We start from the raw sequence: 18,800 nt of genomic DNA, 5'->3' as shown, positions 1-18,800 counted from the left end.
AAATTCCCAGTTTTACATTAACGATTTAAACGCGGCTACAGTATAAAAAGAGCCAAACACAATTACCACATCATCCGCGTTGATAGTTTTGCGAACAGCATCCCATGCAAGTGACATACTATCAAACTCTTGTACTAAATTTAATGGCTTATGTTCAATGCCTTGCGCTAATTGGATGTCGATTGTCCCATTTAGTTTTTGAGCTAAATAAGTTGAGGTTGCGCCCCTATCATTATGCAATGTCACCATATTCCATTGTGAAATAACCGTAGCAAGCGTGGCCAACACAGACGAAATATCTTTGTCTTTTAACATGCCACAAATAGCAATAATTCTGCGCTGCTGCCCATTTTTTGAAGGTAATCGCTGTAATTGCTCTGCTAAATAGCGAGCGGCATGGGGGTTATGGGCAACATCCACCAGCACATCAGGTGCTGACATAAGTTGCTCTAACCGGCCGGGTAAGTAGGCTTTTTGCAAGCCGTTATTGACCATATCTTGAGTAATTTGCGGCCACAGCTTTGTTACCAAAGCAACAACCGATGCGGCATTAGCTAACGGTAAACGAGGTAAACTTAAACCATTAAAACTCACTAAATCAGATTGAAATAACCATGAGTCTTGCTGTAGTTGATAATTGAAATCATCACCAACACGCACAAGTTGACACTGAATTTGCTCAGCATAATCAATAACAGATTGAGGTAAGTTAGGCTCGCCGATAACACTAATGCAACCGGTTCTGCACACCCCAGCTTTTTCTCTCCCCACTAGCTCGCGGGTATCACCGAGGTATTCTTGATGGTCTAAGTCTATTGAAGTAATGATAGTTGCAGTGGAGTCAACCATATTGGTGGCATCTAAGCGGCCACCTAAGCCAACTTCTAATAAAATCACATCTAACTTAGCAAGCTTGAAAAGATAAAGTGCCGCTAAAGTCGCGTACTCAAAAAACGTTAATGATATTTCGCCTCTAGCCGCTTCAATTGCGGAAAATGCAGCAATAAACTGTTCATCAAGACAATCTTGCTGGTTTATTCTGACTCTTTCGTTGTAGTGTACTAAATGAGGAGAGCTATACACGCCAACGGTTTTTCCTGACTCAATTAAAATAGACTCAAGCATGGCACAGCTTGTGCCTTTACCATTTGTGCCGGCTACGGTAATAATTTGTGCAGGCTGCAAATCAAGTACATTAAGCTGTTTAGCCACCTGAGTGACACGGGTTAACCCCATATCAATTTCTGTTGGGTGAATAGCGAGTAAATAATCTAACCAATCCGTTAAATTTGATTCTTGTGTCGGAATATTCATTTTTATTGTCCGTAGAGCATTTAACAAATCAAGCTTAAAAATATCAAGCGCACTGTAGATGTCGTAGCAAAAGTTAGTCCAGCATAAACAATGGCCCTAAAGCGAGTTTAGGCAAGTTATATTGTTCAGGGTAAGTGACATCCACAAGATACAGACCATTAGGTTTTGCCGTTGCTGCCGCTTGGTTACGATCTTTCGCTTCAAGCAGATATGCCATCCAATCCAGCGGCTTATTGCCTAAACCAATTTCAATTAACGAGCCAACAATGTTTCTGACCATATGATGTAAAAATGCATTGGCTTGAATATCGACCATGATGTACATGCCTTGACGCGTCACACGTACATGATGAACGTTTCTAAAAGGCGTATTTGATTGACATTGAATCGCTCTGAAACTAGTGAAGTCGTGCTCACCTAATAATACTTGTGCGGCCTGATGCATCAGGGTTTCATCAATGTCACCATGGTAGTGGCTAACGCCATGACGCAAGATTCCAGGTCTTAGGGAGTGGTTATAAATGATATAGCGATAGCGTCTTGCAGTCGCACTAAAGCGCGCATGAAAACTATCATCAACCTCTTTAGCCCAACGTACCGCTATTGTGTCAGGAAGTTGGGTATTAACGCCAAATGTCCATGCTGAGGCTGGACGAATCGCATCGGTTTCAAAATGAACCACTTGCCCAGTACCATGAACGCCAGAGTCTGTTCTACCAGCACATTGAACATCAATCGGTTTATTGGCAATATACGATAAAGCTTTTTCTAGTTGCGCTTGCACTGAGTCCACTTCAGCTTGGCGTTGCCAACCAAAATAATTTTTGCCATCGTATTCGATCCCCAATGCAATTCGCATAACCTAACCTTAATTAACGCTCATAATTCAAATGGCGCGCATTTTATCATAAAAAAAACAGCGCATGTCTATGCACTGTTTTTTAATTATGATCATACTAATCAACTTTAACGACCATATGCTGTAAATAGTGGTTAGTTAAACTTTTTCAGTAATGTATTTGCCTCTGACTGTTGACGATCATTACCATCAATTTGAACTTCTTTTAAAAGGGCTTTGGCACTGTCTTCATCGTCTATTTCAATATAGGCTCTGGCTAAGTCTAGTTTGGCATTAACAGAGTTCTCTTCATCATCAACATCGACCATATTAGCATTGCCAATTAATGCTTCAACTTCCCCCATATCGACATCAACATCTTTATACTTGTCAGATGACGCGGGTTCCTCTTCATCTGCATCATTCAACAGCTTGTCGATATCAATAAAGCCATTTTCACGCTCAAAATGACTTAACTCATCAGATAGCGGCGCTTCATTCGTCTCACTTTTATCTAATGCCGCTAGCGCTTCATCAACCGTAAGCCCATCATTAGAGAGGATAAACTCTTCGTCAGCAATAGTATCGTCTGGTGACTCATCTGCGATAGACTCTGAGAATGCCGCCAAGAAATCATCAGAATCATCACTGTTGTTAAGGTCTGTTTCTAGTGATTGTGGTTGAACAAAATCCCCAGTATTTGGCGGTTGGTTGTCTAAATCATCTGAATGATTTTGTTCTGCACTTAATAGGTTCGATTCCCAATCTAATGAATTTTCTTCAGGTTTGTCAGCCGCTTTCAAGTCATTGAAAAAGCCAGAATCTTTGGCCGTTTTAGCCACTGGGTCAGAAAACTCGCTCAGTGTGACGTTCTCGGTTGTGGCATCGATATCTTCATTAGCCATATCGGCTAACAACATATCTAACTCGTTTTCAGCCTCCAACAACATCTCATCATCAACATCACCCTCTGCTAATGCCGTTAATTGCTGGGCGTCATCAACAGATGAGTCTAATTTAATGTCAGCATCAGGGGTCGATAGCGCTAAATCATCTTGTGATTCAACAGTTTCATTCGCTTGCTCAAGCTCGGCAATTAAACTGGAAAGATCATCGTCTTCAGCTTCTTGCTCAATATCAAACTCAACAGGTGAATCCTCAGTGTTTTGATTAACAGATTCTAGTTCCGTTAATAGTGAATCCAGTGCGGGCTCTTCAATATCTGTTGAACTAGTGTCCGTTTCACTTTCTTCATCCAGTTCAGCCGCAATAACGTCGGTTAAATCTTCTTCTGCTTCAGTTTGTTCTGCTTCAGCTGGCGCATCAAAACCAGCTAATAACGCATCAATATCGTCATCATTCGGCTCATTTATACCCACTGATGGCTCTTCATCCAGTTCAGCCGCAATGGCGTCGGTTAAATCTTCTTCTGCTTCAGTTTGTTCTGCTTCAGCTGGCGCATCAAAACCGGCTAACAACGCGTCAATATCGTCATCACTTGGCTCTTTCTCATCCGCTGATGGCTCTTCATCCGCTGAGTTAGCGTCCGCTTCACTCTCTTCATCCAGTTCAGCTGCAATAGCGTCGGTTAAATCTTCCTCTGTTTCAGCTTGTTCAGCTTCATTTGATTCAGCCAAGCTTGTTTCAGATGAGTCTGCTTCAGCTGGCACATCAAAACCGGCTAACAACGCGTCAATATCGTCATCACTTGGCTCTTCATCCGCTGATGGCTCTTCATCCGCTGAGTTAGCGTCCGCTTCACTCTCTTCATCCAGTTCAGCTGCAATAGCGTCAGTTAAATCTTCCTCTTTTTCAGCTTGTTCTGCTTCATTTGATTCAGCCAAGCTTGTTTCAGATGAGTCTGCTTCAGCTGGCGCATCAAAACCGGCTAACAACGCGTCAATATCGTCATCACTTGGCTCTTCCTCATCCGCTGATGGCTCTTTATCTGCTGATGGCTCTTCATCTACTGAGTTAACGTCCGCCTCACTCTCTTCATCCAGTTCAGCTGCAATAACGTCGGTTAAATCTTCCTCTGTTTCAGCTTGTTCTGCTTCATTTGATTCAGCCAAGCTTGTTTCAGATGAGTCTGCTTCAGCTGGCGCATCAAAACCGGCTAACAAAGCGTCAATATCGTCATCACTTGGCTCTTTCTCATCCGCTGATGACTCTTCTTCATCCGCTGATGGCTCTTCTTCATCCGCTGATGGCTCTTCATCCGCTGATGGCTCAATATCAAAATCAGCAAGCAAGTCATCTAAATCAGCTTCAGCATCGGCATTTGAGTCTGCTTCCGTGGTTTGGGTTTCTGCCGGTAAGTCAAAGTCAGCTAACAAACTGTCTAGCTCATCTTGCTCGCTAGTTTCAGTAATATCTTCATCAATTTCAGACTCAACCTCTGGTGTGTCTAAACCCGCTAACAATGCATCTAAATCATCTTCTGCGGCGGCTGGTGTTTCCGGAGTATCAAGGTCATCATCTAAACCATCCAAAAGACTATCTAAATCTTCATCCGTTTCTAAAGGCTCAAGCTCAGATTCTTGCTCTTCCATAGCTTCAGCCCAAAGATCATCTAAAGAGGTACTTTCATCTTCTGGTGCTGCTTCATTAATGTCATCTGACTCTGTAATGACAATATCTGCTGCCATATCGGCTTCATCATCACTCATATCCAGTTCAGCTTCTGGCTGAACATCTACGCCTTCAAGATCTAACAAGTCATCAATAGACTCTTCAGTATCATCGTCAAGATGTATGGCAAGGTCTTCTAAATCAGTATCTTGCTCTGGTGTGGCTTCAACTTTATTTTCTTGAACGGTTTCAGTCGCCACTTGAGATTGCTCTGATTGTGATCTGCGGCGTAATAACCAGAATACTAAGGCAAAAATTAGTAGTAATGGTAACGATGCTAGACCTATCAGTACCCATAAATTATCGGTTAAAGAACGCCAAAAATCAGTGGGCTGCTCAATAGGTGGTTGGCTAGCTTGCGCTAACTGCTCGGTTAACTGCTGATTTTTTTCATAGAGCAAGCCATTTTTTTCAATCTGTAATTGTAAATTTTCTTCAACTTCCCCAACAGCAGTCATCAACTCTTCAATTTTCTGCTGCAGTACTTGGTTATCACTTCTGGTCACCATAAGCTGCTCTTGTGCACGAGCAAGCTCATCAATAAGCATTAATGACTTATTGTTCGCCATATCTAACTGATTATTTAAAGAGTTAATATCTGCCTGCTGAGTTTGTGTCAGCTTAACGGTCTCTGGAATAGGCTTTTGAACTTGTTGTGTAATTTGCAGCGGCTTTTCAGCTGCAGCAGGTTTCGCATTAGCGGTAACTTGAGTGGTTGTAACTTGAGTGCTGGTGTCAGTTGCCGCCTTAGGCTCACTTATGGCAGGCGTCGTTACATTATTTGAAGTAACCACCTGATTTAACGCTACGCCTGATTGCTTAGCTTGCCTTATTACCCGGTCGTCTCTTTCGGCCCTGGCTTTAGCGTCTTGCTTTGGAATCGCTAACATGGTTTCCACTGAGGGAATTTGCAAAACCATGTCTTTTTCTAAGGTATTATAATTATTACCACTAAAAGCATGAGGGTTCGCTTCAAATAATGCAGCCATGACCTGATATATGGTCACTTGATCATTAGGACGAACTTTTTGAGCAATGCTCCAAAAAGTATCAGAGGGAGTTGTTGGGCCATACTGTTGTGTGGCTTGTTTTACCTCACCATTTGGTCCAGTAATTTTAAGCGTTTCAGCATTAACTGAATAAACAATGGTGATTCCTGAAGTGGCTGTGGCGACACAAAAAAACAAACCCGCCCAATATGAAGTACGAAATGTCATCAATCCTTCCCTTTTAGCACGATATATTTGTCATCATGACAACTGGCTTTAGGTCATTATTATCGTTAATTTTTATTATCAAATTTCATTAACTCACTTACAACGCTAGTGACATCATTAACGGCATCAAACACCTAGTTACAGGTTGTCAACATAAACGCAATTGCTTAATGAAATTCTTACACTTTTACGACTATAAACTAACTTTGTCAGCCCTGCTACATACTGACAACCCTAAAACAAAAAAAGCCCGCAAAATGCGGGCTTTTTAAGCTAATAAAGCTGATAAACTAAATATTCGGTTACGATATTAAACGCTTAGTAGTAATCACGAATTAAAATTTCAGCAATTTGTACGCTGTTTAGCGCAGCACCCTTACGGATGTTATCGGCCGTAACCCATAAATTTATACCATGAGAATGAGAAATATCTTTTCTTATTCTTCCAACATAAACAGGATCTTGACCCGCTGACTCTGTAACAACGGTTGGATACTCATCATCACTTTCAAAAAGCACAACCCCTTGAGCATCACGTAATACGGCTTTAATGTCTTCTGCATCAACAGGTTGGCGAGTTTCTAAATGCACAGCCTCTGAATGGCCATAGAATACAGGAACGCGTACCGCAGTTGGATTAACCACAATTTCATCATCAGCGAAGATTTTTTGCGTTTCCCACACCATTTTCATTTCTTCTTTGGTGTAGCCGTTATCCATAAACTTATCAATTTGCGGTAATACATTAAATGCAATTTGTTTCGGATAAACTTCTGGCTCAACTGGCAAACCTTGCAATAACTTAGCGCATTGCCCTGCTAATTCATCAATGGCTTTTTTACCGGTGCCTGATACAGACTGATAGGTTGCCACGTTAATCCGGCTAATACCAAACGCATCATATATCGGCTTTAATGCCACTAACATTTGAATAGTTGAACAATTCGGGTTAGCAATAATGTTTCTGTTTCTAAAGTCTGCAATCGCTTCAGGGTTTACCTCGGGTACCACTAATGGCACGTCAATGTCGTATCTGAAGTGTGATGTATTATCAATCACAACGCAGCCAGCTTCACCTGCAATTGGCGCCCATTTTGCTGAAACGTCACCACCTGCTGAAAAGAAACCAATTTGTGCTTGAGTCCAATCGAACTTTTCTACATCCAGAATTTCAACTTGTTTTCCATGAAAACTGACAGTTTCACCAGCGCTTCGACTGCTCGCTAAAGGGTATAAATTAGCAACAGGGAAATTACGCTCTTCGAGGATCTCAATCATAGTTTGACCCACTGCGCCTGATGCACCTAAAACGACAACATTAAATTCCTGAGACATAATAATGCTCGACTCCTAATAATCTTATTTGAATTGACAATCTACCTAGTTTACTGTGTTTTTGCTAGGCCTGATTTACTAAAAAATGGTTAAAAAGGCTGATTATTTCTCAACTTATTATTATTGCTGAACTAACGGTAAAGAATAATTAGCTAAATACGTTTTTTATTAAGAAAACCCTAATGATGCCAGCTGTTTTTTGCAATCTGACATTGCACTTTTTGCACTAATACTCTTTGATGTCTCAACGTTTATCGTCATTGCGCTAAACTCCCGTCTATGGGTGTGTTGTTTACGCATTAAATCAAACCCTTTTGCGGTATGAAAATGTTGTCTAAACAGGGCATCGTCGTCGCGAAGGTCAAATACTACTCGACAAAGTTTTAGCAGTTCTCGCTCATTTATTTGTGGGTCAACATTAAGTTGCTTAAAGGAAAACGTAGGTAAAAGTCCATTGAGTTCAAGTTCGGGTTGTTGCTGTAACATTTGACATAAATGTTGATAAAGCATAAATGTACCTTTAGCTTTTCCCTCTAAGCTGTAGCCTGCAATATGCGGTGTTGCAAATTCAACTAATGGGACTAATTCAGCTAGTGGTTTTGGCTCTCCTTCCCACACATCTAACACCACTTTGATATCCGGCCGGCTTTGCTTCACGCGCACTAAAGCACGATTGTCAATCACCTCACCTCTACAGCAATTTATTAACCATGTATTTTCTTTTAGTGACAGCAATTTTTGTTCATCAAACAAATACCAGGTTTTGTTTGCACCGTTTTTTGTTATTGGAACATGTAATGACAATACGTCAGCTTGTTCTATAACTTCATTTAACGAAACAAAGTCACGAGGGTCTCCCTCTGCCTGTTTTATTGGATCACAAAGCAGCACACGCAATCCATAAGCTTCAAAACATTTTGCCGCAGCAGTGCCAGTATTACCTGCACCAACGATGCCAATCACTTTGTGTTTAATTTTGCAATTAAATCGTGCCGCTAACTCTAATAAGGCGATGAATGCAAACTCCCCTACCGAGGTCGCATTACAACCGGGGGCATTGGTAAAATATATCCCTCGTTGTTGTAAATAATCAAGGTCGACATGGTCTGTACCAATGGTTGCACTGCCTACAAATTTTAACTGATGAGCATTTTCTAACAATGCTTTATTAACTTTAGTTACCGAACGCACCAGTAATACATCTGCATCTTCAACTTGCTCAGGGGAAAGCTCTCGGCCATTTACAAATTCAACGTTACCCAAGTGAGCAAAAAGAGCCTCAACATAGGGCATATTCTCATCAGCGATAATTTTCATCATATCTATTTCTTTAAAATAATAAAAAAGGCGCAATAAGCGCCTTTTAATTACCAAACCAATTAAGCGAAGGAATCTCTTAATGGTACGGTTAAATTAAATACTAAATGCTCAGGTGAAGAATCTTTATTATCTGCACAGAAATAACCTTCACGCTCAAACTGGTAAGCCTTTTCAGCTTGCGCATTGACTAAACTTGGCTCAACTAATCCTTGCACCACAGTCAAAGAATTTGGATTAAGCACTTCGTCGACCGTTTCAAATGCTGCTGGGTTGGCATCAGTAAATAGTCGCTCGTATAAGCGAAGCTCAGCAGGTTTTGCACTAGTTGCTTCAACCCAATGAATTACGCCTTTAACTTTACGACCATCTGCTGGGTTTTTACCTAAGGTTTGGTCATCATAAGTACAGTATATGGTGGTGACATTACCTTCAGCATCAACATCACAGCGTTCAGCTTTGATGACGTAGGCATTACGCAAACGCACTTCTTTACCTAAAACTAAACGTTTGAAGTGCTTATTAGCTGACTCTTTAAAGTCTTCTGCATCGATAAATAACTCACGACCAAAAAATAGTTCACGTTTACCCATCTCTTCATTATTTGGATGAACGGAAGCCATAATTGCTTCTGGCTCTGAGTGAGGATAATTTTCAATCACCACTTTAACAGGACGAAGTACCGCCATTGCGCGCGGTGCATGTTCATTTAACTCTTCGCGAATACAAGCATCTAACATGCCTACTTCAACTAGGTTATCTTGTTTAGTAACACCAATCCTCTTACAAAACTCTCTGATAGAACCTGGCGTATAACCACGGCGGCGTAAACCCGCAATTGTAGGCATACGTGGGTCATCCCAACCATCAACTAATTTACGATTGACCAGATCATTCAGCTTGCGCTTAGACATCAATGTATATTCAAGATTTAAGCGAGAAAACTCGTATTGACGCGTGCGGTTAGGCGCTTGAAAGTCATCTAAATGATCTAACACCCAATCGTAAAGTCGACGGTTATCTTGAAACTCTAAAGTACAAATAGAGTGGGTGATATTTTCGATAGCATCTGAAATACAGTGAGTAAAATCGTACATTGGATAAATGCACCATTTGTCGCCTGTTTGATGATGATGGGCGAACCTGACACGGTAAATAACCGGATCACGCATACACATAAAAGGTGATGCCATATCAATTTTTGCACGTAAAGCACACTCACCTTCTTTGAATTCGCCTGCGCGCATTTTTTCAAACAAAGCAAGATTTTCTTCTACTGAAGTATCTCGATATGGGCTGTTACGACCAGGCTCTTTTAAGGTGCCACGGTATTCACGTGTTTGCTCACCATTTAAGAAGCACACGTAAGCTAAGCCTTTATTGATTAACTCAACGGCATATTGGTGTAATTGATCAAAATAATTTGACGAATAGCAAATATCACCAGACCAGTTAAACCCTAACCAGCGAACATCTTCCTGAATCGACTTAACGTAATTAATGTCTTCTTTTTCAGGGTTGGTATCGTCAAAGCGTAAATTACATTGCCCTTGATAATCTTGTGCAATACCAAAATTCAAACAAATCGACTTGGCATGTCCAATATGCAGAAAACCATTTGGCTCCGGCGGAAAACGGGTATGCACTTGAGTGTGCTTACCACTTTTTAAATCTTCGTCAATGATATTACGAATGAAGTTACTTGGACGTACTTCGGTGTCCACTTGACTCATGAAAATCCTCTTGGCACATAATGGCAATGTTGTCAAAAGACTGATGATCCTACAGAACAAGGACAGTTACAACTATTGCAAACAAAAATTATGAAAAAAAAATAAACCCAGCACTGCTGGGTTTATTACGGTTAACAAATCTGTAGATAAACTAACCAGTAATCACTTTTACATTGGGAATGATCTGCTGAGCTTTTTGGCCTTGCTTTTTTAGCCACTTGTAAAAAACAAACAGCGCGATTAAGAAAAAGCTAATCCAAGCGGTAGACTGAACAGGGTGCTCATTGAAGGTTGCTCCTTGGTAAGCAACCGTTGCCGTTCCATACGCTAAAGCAAATGTCCATAATGCCGCAAACCTAGCCCATTTCGCCCCAAACTCATTTACTAAAGCCCCCATTGCCGCTACACAAGGTGTATAGAGTAATACAAACAGTAAATAAGCAAAGGCAGCAGCTTGACCATTAAAACCAGATTGAAGCGCACTAAATGTTGAGGTATCAACGTCTAACTCTTCTGCTGCTGAATCAATATTTCCAACATCGCCAATATCAAGAGATAAAGGATCTTCAGGTGCAATACCAAAAAGGTTTTCTGGAATGGTCATTAAAGCTTCATCTAGTATTTCTGAAAATGGCGCCAATTCTTCATCGTCTGCAGCAGCAGTACTGTATAAGCTATTCAAGGTACCGACTACAGCTTCTTTAGCAAATATACCGGTAATAATACCTACAGTTGCCGGCCAGTTATCTTGCTCTACACCCATAGGAGAGAAAAGCGGAGTCACCTGTTGGCTAGCCACACTTAATAATGATTCTTGGCTGTCTTCATGACCAAAGCTACCATCAATACCAATGGCGTTGATAAAGTTAAGCAAAGTCACCACAATGACAATGATTTTTCCGGCACCAAATATAAAACTCTTAGTGCGCTTAGCTGTACGAGAAAGCACTGCTTTAAATCGTGGCATTTCGTAACTGGGTAGCTCCATAACAACAGCGCTACTATTACCCGGTAACACGGTATGACGTAAAAGTAATCCTGTTCCTATTGCGGCAAAAATGCCTATGATATACAGCAAAAATACAAGGTTCTGCCCTGATTCTGGGAAAAATGCAGCCGCAAAAAGCGCATATACAGGAAGCCTAGCTCCGCATGACATAAATGGAGCCATCATGCCAGTCACGATTCGCTCACGTTCACTGCCTAAGGTGCGAGTCGCCATAATGGCGGGTACTGAACAACCAAAGCCAACAATCATCGGTACAAAAGCTTTACCAGGTAAACCAATTTTACGCATCAAGCCATCAACAACAAAAGCCGCTCGAGACATATAGCCTGACGCTTCTAATACCGATAACGCTAAAAATAATGCGGCAATAACGGGAATGAAAGTCGCAACAGTTTGAATGCCTTGCCCTATTCCGCCCGCTAAAATAGTGACTAACCAATCAGGCGAGCCAATACTGGATAATGCAGCACCAAAGTAGTCAACAAAAATAGCCCCAGCTGTAATATCGAAAAAGTCGATGAAAGAGCTACCTACATTGATACTAAACATAAACAGTAGATACATAACAAACAAGAAGATAGGAATACCCAGCAATGGGTGTAAAACAAATTTATCCAACTTCTCTGTCATACTTAAATGTTCACCAACATTCACTGACTGAGTAAAAACGCTATCCACAAAATCATAACGCGTACTGGCAACCAGAACATCTAAATCTTCGCCATGAGCTTGCACTGTTTCATTACAAGTCAATACCACTTGCTTTAAGTCTTGATCAGCAAATCCACAACTTTGATTATTGGCCAATAATGCTAACGCGCGACCACGACTGAGTGTAGGCAAGTTATTGTCATTAATGTAGCGAGTTAATAAACTCAAGCTTTGCTCAACATCCTGATGATAATCAAGTGATAATGCAGGCCTTATTGACTCTGAAGTTAAAATACCTTGAACAGCAGCTTTAACATTATCGACATCGGTTTCATTTCGCGAGCAAATGGCAATAACTGGACAGCCTAAAGCTTCAGCCATTTTTTCTGTATTGATGTTAATTTCAAGCTGAGTTGCTGCATCAATTTTATTGAGCACAACAATCGTTGGTATCCCAAGCTCGAGCAATTGAACCGTAAGATAAAGATGACGCTCAATATTGGTCGCATCAACAAGGTTGATAATTGCATCGACTTGTTGATCGGCTAAATATTGCTGAGCAATTTGTTCGTCTAATGAGCAGTCACAATTATCACCAGCAGGTAATAAATCATATATACCAGGGAGGTCTGTCAATTGAACGTCTATATCCCCAAGGGTAAATTGACCTGTTTTTTTCTCAACAGTTACGCCTGACCAGTTACCCACCTGTTGGTTAGAGCCCGTTAGTGCATTAAACAGTGTTGATTTACCTGCATTCGGGTTACCAACAGTCACGCAGTGGAATTGTTTAGTCATGTTGTATTTCTACCTCAATGATTTCAGCTAAATCTTTACGCATACAAATGGTACTTCCTCTCAGTTTAAGCTCTAAACCTGTGCCCATTGGCGCCTTTCGAACGACTTTAAAATGAGTATGAGGAGTGACCCCCATAGAGAGGAGTTTACGTTTAACTGTTTGCGGTAGAGATAGATGACCAATTTTACAAATTGCCGCTGTATCACCTGGACTTAGCTGACTAAGTTTCATTAAGTTTTGCCTTATACAACATTTTCGACATAGCAATTCTAACTAAGCTGACAAAAATAAAACTAGGACTGGATCAAAGTTTCAGCGTTAACGAGAATTGTTTTCAATTGTATTTGGCATTATGTGGCATAAGAGGGTGTTTAAAGAAGAAGTTTTACAAGATTTACATTTCTATACGGTGAATATAAGACAATGTGTTTAGTATTTTTGAGTAGTTAAGTTTATTTAGGTGAAAGTTAACCCATATTGATAATCATCAATCCATTTTCCAGCGTGTAAGGTATGGTTAATAAAATGCCCTTCTAGAGCAAAACCACATTTTAACAAAACCGCATTTGAGGCAACGTTGTCTTTAGCACAAATGGCAACATACTTATGAATATCATAAGCAATATTTCCCCAATCAATGACAGCAAGTAAGCTTTCAGTCGCATACCCCTTCCCCTGCATTTCGGGAGTCATGATATAGCCAACCTCAACTCTTTTTGACACGTCACATTGACAATAAAAACCTGTTATACCAACAAATTCCTTATCTAAGGTTTCTATAATAAGTGACAGCCATTGACCACTTTCAAGTAGCCAAGGTAAAAGTCTAGCTTCAAATTTTTGACGAATTAATCGCTCTGGCTTAATCGGGGCGACATATTGATTCGCCTCTGAGTTGGTCGATAATGCCAAATAGTCATCCCAATCATGGGGTTCAAGACTTCTGATGATTAACCTTTCGGTATATAGCGCTATTTTCATTGTTTAATCTCTTAAAAAAAATAAGGCGGCTCAATGCCGCCTTATTTTCGCTAGAGGAAGGGTTATCCTCTACTAGTCACTTCTAACAGGTGATAGCCAAATTGAGTTTTAACCGGACCCTGAACTTCATTAAGAGGTGCGCTAAAGACAACTTCATCAAATTCTTTAACCATCATGCCTGGGCCAAATGAACCCAAATCACCGCCTTGAGCACCAGAAGGACAAGAAGAATAAGATTTAGCTATATCAGCAAAAGCAGCACCATTTTGAATTTGCTGCTTCAACTCGTTGCATTGCTCTTCAGTGCTCACCAGAAGGTGTCTTGCAGTTGCCTGTACCATTGTTACTCCTAAATTTTTAAGTGTCTTATAAAATCGCACATACCTTAGCATAAAAAACTAAGCTGACGCACGACCGAAAACTACTGTTTAGCTAATTTAGATTCAACCCAGTCATTAACCTTAGACTCCATTACCGCCATAGGTAAAGACCCTGACGTTATAATTTGATCATGGAACTCTTTAATATCAAATTTATCACCTAAACGTGTTTCGGCATCTGCACGGATTTTTAAAATTGTTAATTGGCCTACTTTGTAGGATAAAGCTTGTCCAGGGATAGCCATATATCGTTCAACTTCAGCAACAATATCTGACTCTGCCATAGGCGAATTATCTTTCATATATTGAATAGCTTGTTCACGACTCCAACCTTTAGCGTGAAGTCCTGTATCAACAACAAGGCGCATCGCACGCAGCATCTCATCTGATAGCTTGCCAAAATATTGGTAAGGATCCGAAAAAAGCCCCATTTCGATACCTAGATATTCAGCATACAAAGCCCAGCCTTCTTCAAATGCAGTATATCCTTGGAAGCGTTGAAATTGTGGAACACCGGTTAATTCTTGTTTAATGGCTATTTGAAAGTGATGACCAGGTGCCGCTTCATGTAATGATAAAGTGGTCATGCCCCACTTAGGTTGCGCCTTTAAATTATAGGTATTGATATAAAATACCCCTGGGCGAGAACCATCAACCGCGGGAGACTGATAAGATGCGCCCGCAGCAGACTTCTCTCTGAAAGCCTCGACAGGCTTAACAACATAGTCAGCTTTTGGCATAGTATTGAAGTATTGCGGTAAAACAGCGTTAATTGAATCTTTAAGCGCCATATAACCATCAATTAATTGCTGTTTATCTGTAAAAAAGTATTCAGGCTCTGAAGACAAAGATGCAAAGAACTCGCTTAAATCACCTTCAAAGTTAACTTGTTCACGCACCCCGTCCATCTCAGTAAGGATTCGTTTCACTTCAGATAGTCCAATTTGGTGGATTTCATCTACGGACATCTTGGTTGTGGTATGACGATTGGCCAATTGTTGATACCAAGCTTTGCCATTGGGAAGCCCCCACCATCCGTCTGAAGCGCGTGCATTAGGTAGATAAGTATTTTGCACATAATCACGAAGGTCAGTCAGTGCAGGCACTAATTTGGCCGCAATAAAGGCTTTATACTGTTCAGTTAATTGATCTTTTTGTGACTCAGTAAAACTCTCTGGCATTGCGTTTATAGGCGCATAAAACAAGCTATCTTCTGGCTTATTAACAACTTGAGCGGATAGTTGCGGTATCATCCTATCAACCAGAACTTTAGGTAAAACGACTTTACTTTCTATCCCTTGATCCATTCTGGTTTTAGCAAGTGACATCCAAGCAATAAAGCCGTCTAAACGCTTTAACCAATTTTTATAATCATCAACCGTGTTAAAAGGTTGCGCACTTTCACCAGAGCCTAGCTGGACCATGGTGAAAACATTATTATAAAATTGATTAACGGGTAAGAAATGCTCAGGATAGGTTTCAGACATTAAGTCCATATCTCTATCATAGATAAACATACTGTGGCTTAACTTCAGATCCGCGGGTAATGCAGTGACATCAATTTTTTTGGCTAACGAAAAGTACTTTGCGTTAAGGTCATGGCGAGCCTTTAAATACTCTTCAGATAACACATCACCAAACTGATCGTTATAGTCATTAATACCAACAAAGGTCGCATAAATCGGTTCTAGTTTTAGCTGTTCATTAAAATAATCATCAACCATCTTTAAATATGTCGCTTTTGCAGATTGGTCAACATCCACTGAGTCAGTTTTAACTTCTGCTGCTTGTGAAGCCACTTGTTGCGTATTTTCACCACAACCTTGTATAGCTAAGAATAGTGATATGGTGGTGGCGAGAAGTGTTTTGTTCATTTTTTATTATTCCTTTTACGCATGAAGCAAAATTAATACCTATAATGAAAGAAGAATATTCAATGGAGCATTTCAATGATCTATTCTTTTCGCAATTCAAGTTTCCGAGACCCCGAAACTGGGGTCTATAATCAAAATTATTTTATGGAGGTGTTTAATCGTGAATGGCACCGACATTTACGAGATAAACAAAGTTTGGCCCTATTGTATCTTTGCCCACACATACATGAAACAGTAAAACAACCTCATTTGTTAGAATTGTTTACTAATCAAGTGCAAGAAGCTTTATTGCGAGCAACCGATCTGATTGCTCGACTGGACAAAAACCACTTTGCCTTGGGTTTGTTCAATATTGATGAGCAAGGTATTGAAGTTGTCTTAAAACGTATTGATGATCAAATTAATCTATTTTTATCTCAATACGGAAAAGAGCATAGTTTTAGCATTGACTATAAGCTTGCTGGCGGGGTTTGTTTACCCAGTGAAAGAAAAAACATTGAAGAGCTCTTTACCCAAGTAGAAAGTGTTTCGACTGCACTAGAACAAGATACCAGTCGACATCAAATGTTAATAACCATGCACTAGCAAAGCTAAAAAGAAAACCTGTATCTATCATACCAATCACGATAAGTAAGTGATCATAATTAGCGTAGGAAAAATACTTGAGAACAAGGCAGATTTTTTCGATAAGTAGTTATTCTACAATTAAAAAATCTAACGCTGTTATCGAGTATTTTAACAAGCTAGGTTAGCAATTATTTATCACGATGGGTATCAGTATTATTCACATATAAACGATTAATTTAGGCAATAAAAAAGCCCCATAAGGGGCTTTTTTAATACACTGAATAATTATAACGCTACATTATGAATTCGAGCTTTTTCTTTAATGTAGGAAATATAACTATTTGCACTTCTGGCTGTTTTCTTATCTTTCGATGCTTGAACAGCACGCTTATAAGCAGATTTATACTGTTTAAGCGTTAAGTGTGCTAAAGCCAGTTCAAATTGTGCTTCACCTGGATTTTCTATCCCAACATCAAGCGACTTTTCAAGAACTGAGATGGCTTCTTTATATTTTTGATCAAGCGCTAATAAACGCCCTTGCTTCAAATATAATTCGCCGTCATTACCTGCTTCAGCAGCTTTACCGTAATAAGACGCAGCAGTCTTTAGCTCTTTAGCGTTATGGTAAAATCCTGCAAGAATGTTATATGTTTTCTTGCTTTCAGGAATTAAACCAGACTTCATGTGCTTTTCATATATTTTAGCTGCTTTATAAGGCGAACCTTTCTGTGCTAAAAGTTGAGACAAACGAGTAATGTTACCTTCTGTCTCTAAAAAGCCATTCTTATAAGCTAAGTCATATGTAGCTAATGAACGGTCAAAGTCTTCAGTCATCAAATAAAACTGCGCTAACTGTACCCATAAACGCTTGTCATCTTGGAATAATGGAACCATTTTTTCCAAAATTTTAACCGCGTTTTTATATTGCTTCTGGTTAAAGTAAGCCGTTAGCTTCATTTGATACAAGCCTTTGTCAGGCTCTGCCGATAATGCTAAACCTTTGTCTGCAGCTTGATGCACTTTATCCCACTCTTTCAATTCAGAATGAGCGATACCTATACGGCGATAGACTTGAGCGTCCTCTTTACAAGTAAACGCCATCCATTTGGTATAGTACGGGATTGCTTCCTTGAACTTACGTTCTTGAAGTAAAAGGTCAGCATACAAACGCATTGTTGCAGCATGGTCTGTTCCACCTAGAATATCAGCTTCAACTGCACTCTTTAGGTATTTAACCGCTGTTTGCATTTGACCTTTTTCTGCATAGAAGTTACCTAACATACGGTTGATATAGGCTTTGTCAAAATCGTTATTCGCGTTAGCTTCTAACAAAATGGCAATAGCACCATCAACATTATTTTCGGTATATGCTTCAAAAGACTTTTGTACTTTTTTAGCTGCACTTTGTCCTACAGCACGAGATTGACGTTTGTCAATCTCACACTTTTCAGCTGCAACAGCAGCACTAGACAAGGTTGCACTTGTACAAACAGAAAGTAGTAGTGCTGTTGCAATACTTGTAACTTTGCGCATTATCTACCTCCTTTATCTAAAGTAAAATCAAGTTGAACAGTCATACCAGGTTGCTTAAGTGGTTTTCCATCAACAATTTTTGGTTTGTACTTCCACTTTTTCAACGCACGAACTGCTTCGCGATCAAATAAGCGTTTAGGTTCGGCTTTGATGACTTTTACATCTTCAACACCACCCAGTTCATTAATGGTAAATGAAAGCTGTACCCAACCTTCTTTACCATCACGAGCTGCTGCAATTGGATACTGCGGCTCGATACGAACGATAGGCGTTGCATCACCATCACGAGTCATCATGTTACCCAACTTAAAGCCGGTAGCTGCTGAACCCGCTGCAACCCCACCCATATTGAACGACATATTCGTATCAATATTACTTGAAGCATCAGGCGGTGTAACGTCCGGCTTCGGTGGTTGCTCTGGTGGTGGTGGTGGCTTAGGAGTTACCCTTGGTTTCTTCTGTGCCTTCGAATCCTGCTTATCCATCGTAATTTCAATAACAGGGGTCTCAGTCGACTCATCGTTGCGCTGTGCACCGCCGCCGACCAAGAATGCCATGAAGGCGAACAGACCAAAAGTCACTGCGGCACCAATGATGATTGATACGAGTGCTCTTAGCATA

At 40.3% G+C, this 18,800-nt stretch carries 14 protein-coding genes; 1 reads left to right on the top strand and 13 read right to left on the bottom strand.

The window, feature by feature from the left end; genetic code table 11:
• Positions 1–12: 12 nt before the first annotated feature.
• From folC to L2672_RS13275, 11 genes are all read right to left on the bottom strand, one after another.
• On the bottom strand, positions 13–1,314 hold the full coding sequence (gene folC, locus L2672_RS13325; RefSeq protein ID WP_248996337.1) for a bifunctional tetrahydrofolate synthase/dihydrofolate synthase: 1,302 nt from the start codon (positions 1,312–1,314) through the stop codon (positions 13–15).
• Positions 1,315–1,387: 73 nt separating this feature from the next.
• Complete coding sequence (truA, locus tag L2672_RS13320) at positions 1,388–2,173, bottom strand: tRNA pseudouridine(38-40) synthase TruA (RefSeq protein WP_248996336.1); 786 nt, start codon at positions 2,171–2,173, stop codon at positions 1,388–1,390.
• 134 nt (positions 2,174–2,307) lie between these two features.
• Positions 2,308–6,000, bottom strand: coding sequence for a FimV/HubP family polar landmark protein (locus tag L2672_RS13315; protein WP_248996335.1), 3,693 nt, complete (start codon positions 5,998–6,000; stop codon positions 2,308–2,310).
• Between the two features lie 318 nt (positions 6,001–6,318).
• Positions 6,319–7,335 (bottom strand): aspartate-semialdehyde dehydrogenase, encoded by a 1,017-nt coding sequence (locus L2672_RS13310; protein ID WP_248996334.1) that lies wholly within the window; start codon positions 7,333–7,335, stop codon positions 6,319–6,321.
• 168 nt (positions 7,336–7,503) lie between these two features.
• Positions 7,504–8,628 carry a 4-phosphoerythronate dehydrogenase gene (locus tag L2672_RS13305; protein WP_275975045.1) on the bottom strand — a complete coding sequence of 375 codons (1,125 nt, stop codon included), beginning with the start codon at positions 8,626–8,628 and terminating at the stop codon, positions 7,504–7,506.
• An 86-nt stretch (positions 8,629–8,714) separates the two neighbouring features.
• Positions 8,715–10,385 carry a glutamine--tRNA ligase gene (gene glnS / locus L2672_RS13300; protein WP_248996333.1) on the bottom strand — a complete coding sequence of 557 codons (1,671 nt, stop codon included), beginning with the start codon at positions 10,383–10,385 and terminating at the stop codon, positions 8,715–8,717.
• A 151-nt stretch (positions 10,386–10,536) separates the two neighbouring features.
• Positions 10,537–12,843, bottom strand: a complete 2,307-nt coding sequence (feoB, locus tag L2672_RS13295; protein WP_248996332.1) for a Fe(2+) transporter permease subunit FeoB — start codon at positions 12,841–12,843, stop codon at positions 10,537–10,539.
• Positions 12,836–13,075, bottom strand: a complete 240-nt coding sequence (locus tag L2672_RS13290) for a FeoA family protein (RefSeq protein WP_248996331.1) — start codon at positions 13,073–13,075, stop codon at positions 12,836–12,838. Before L2672_RS13290 ends, feoB begins: the two co-directional genes overlap by 8 nt.
• A 225-nt stretch (positions 13,076–13,300) precedes the next feature.
• The gene (locus L2672_RS13285) at positions 13,301–13,825 is read right to left on the bottom strand and encodes a GNAT family N-acetyltransferase (protein WP_248996330.1); all 525 of its coding nucleotides are present in this window, start codon (positions 13,823–13,825) and stop codon (positions 13,301–13,303) included.
• A gap of 62 nt (positions 13,826–13,887) precedes the next feature.
• Positions 13,888–14,166: a peptidylprolyl isomerase gene (locus L2672_RS13280; protein ID WP_248996329.1), complete on the bottom strand. Its 279-nt coding sequence runs from the start codon at positions 14,164–14,166 to the stop codon at positions 13,888–13,890.
• A gap of 80 nt (positions 14,167–14,246) precedes the next feature.
• Entirely contained in the window at positions 14,247–16,079 is a 1,833-nt protein-coding gene (locus L2672_RS13275) for a DUF885 domain-containing protein (RefSeq protein WP_248996328.1), read from the bottom strand.
• A gap of 75 nt (positions 16,080–16,154) precedes the next feature.
• Between L2672_RS13275 and L2672_RS13270 the strand changes: the two genes are divergently transcribed.
• Positions 16,155–16,664, top strand: a complete 510-nt coding sequence (locus L2672_RS13270) for a diguanylate cyclase domain-containing protein (protein ID WP_248996327.1) — start codon at positions 16,155–16,157, stop codon at positions 16,662–16,664.
• 267 nt (positions 16,665–16,931) lie between these two features.
• On the opposite strand, the gene L2672_RS13265 is transcribed toward L2672_RS13270, so the two are convergent.
• Both L2672_RS13265 and L2672_RS13260 read right to left on the bottom strand, forming a co-directional pair.
• Positions 16,932–18,179 (bottom strand): tetratricopeptide repeat protein, encoded by a 1,248-nt coding sequence (locus L2672_RS13265; protein ID WP_248996326.1) that lies wholly within the window; start codon positions 18,177–18,179, stop codon positions 16,932–16,934.
• Complete coding sequence (locus L2672_RS13260; protein WP_248996325.1) at positions 18,179–18,799, bottom strand: energy transducer TonB; 621 nt, start codon at positions 18,797–18,799, stop codon at positions 18,179–18,181. Before L2672_RS13260 ends, L2672_RS13265 begins: the two co-directional genes overlap by 1 nt.
• Position 18,800 lies beyond the last annotated feature (1 nt).

Source organism: Shewanella gaetbuli, from assembly GCF_023284065.1.
Classification (GTDB): domain Bacteria; phylum Pseudomonadota; class Gammaproteobacteria; order Enterobacterales; family Shewanellaceae; genus Shewanella; species Shewanella gaetbuli.
The sequence above is the reverse complement of the archived record's forward strand: the minus strand, read 5'-3'. Positions and strand labels throughout refer to the sequence as shown.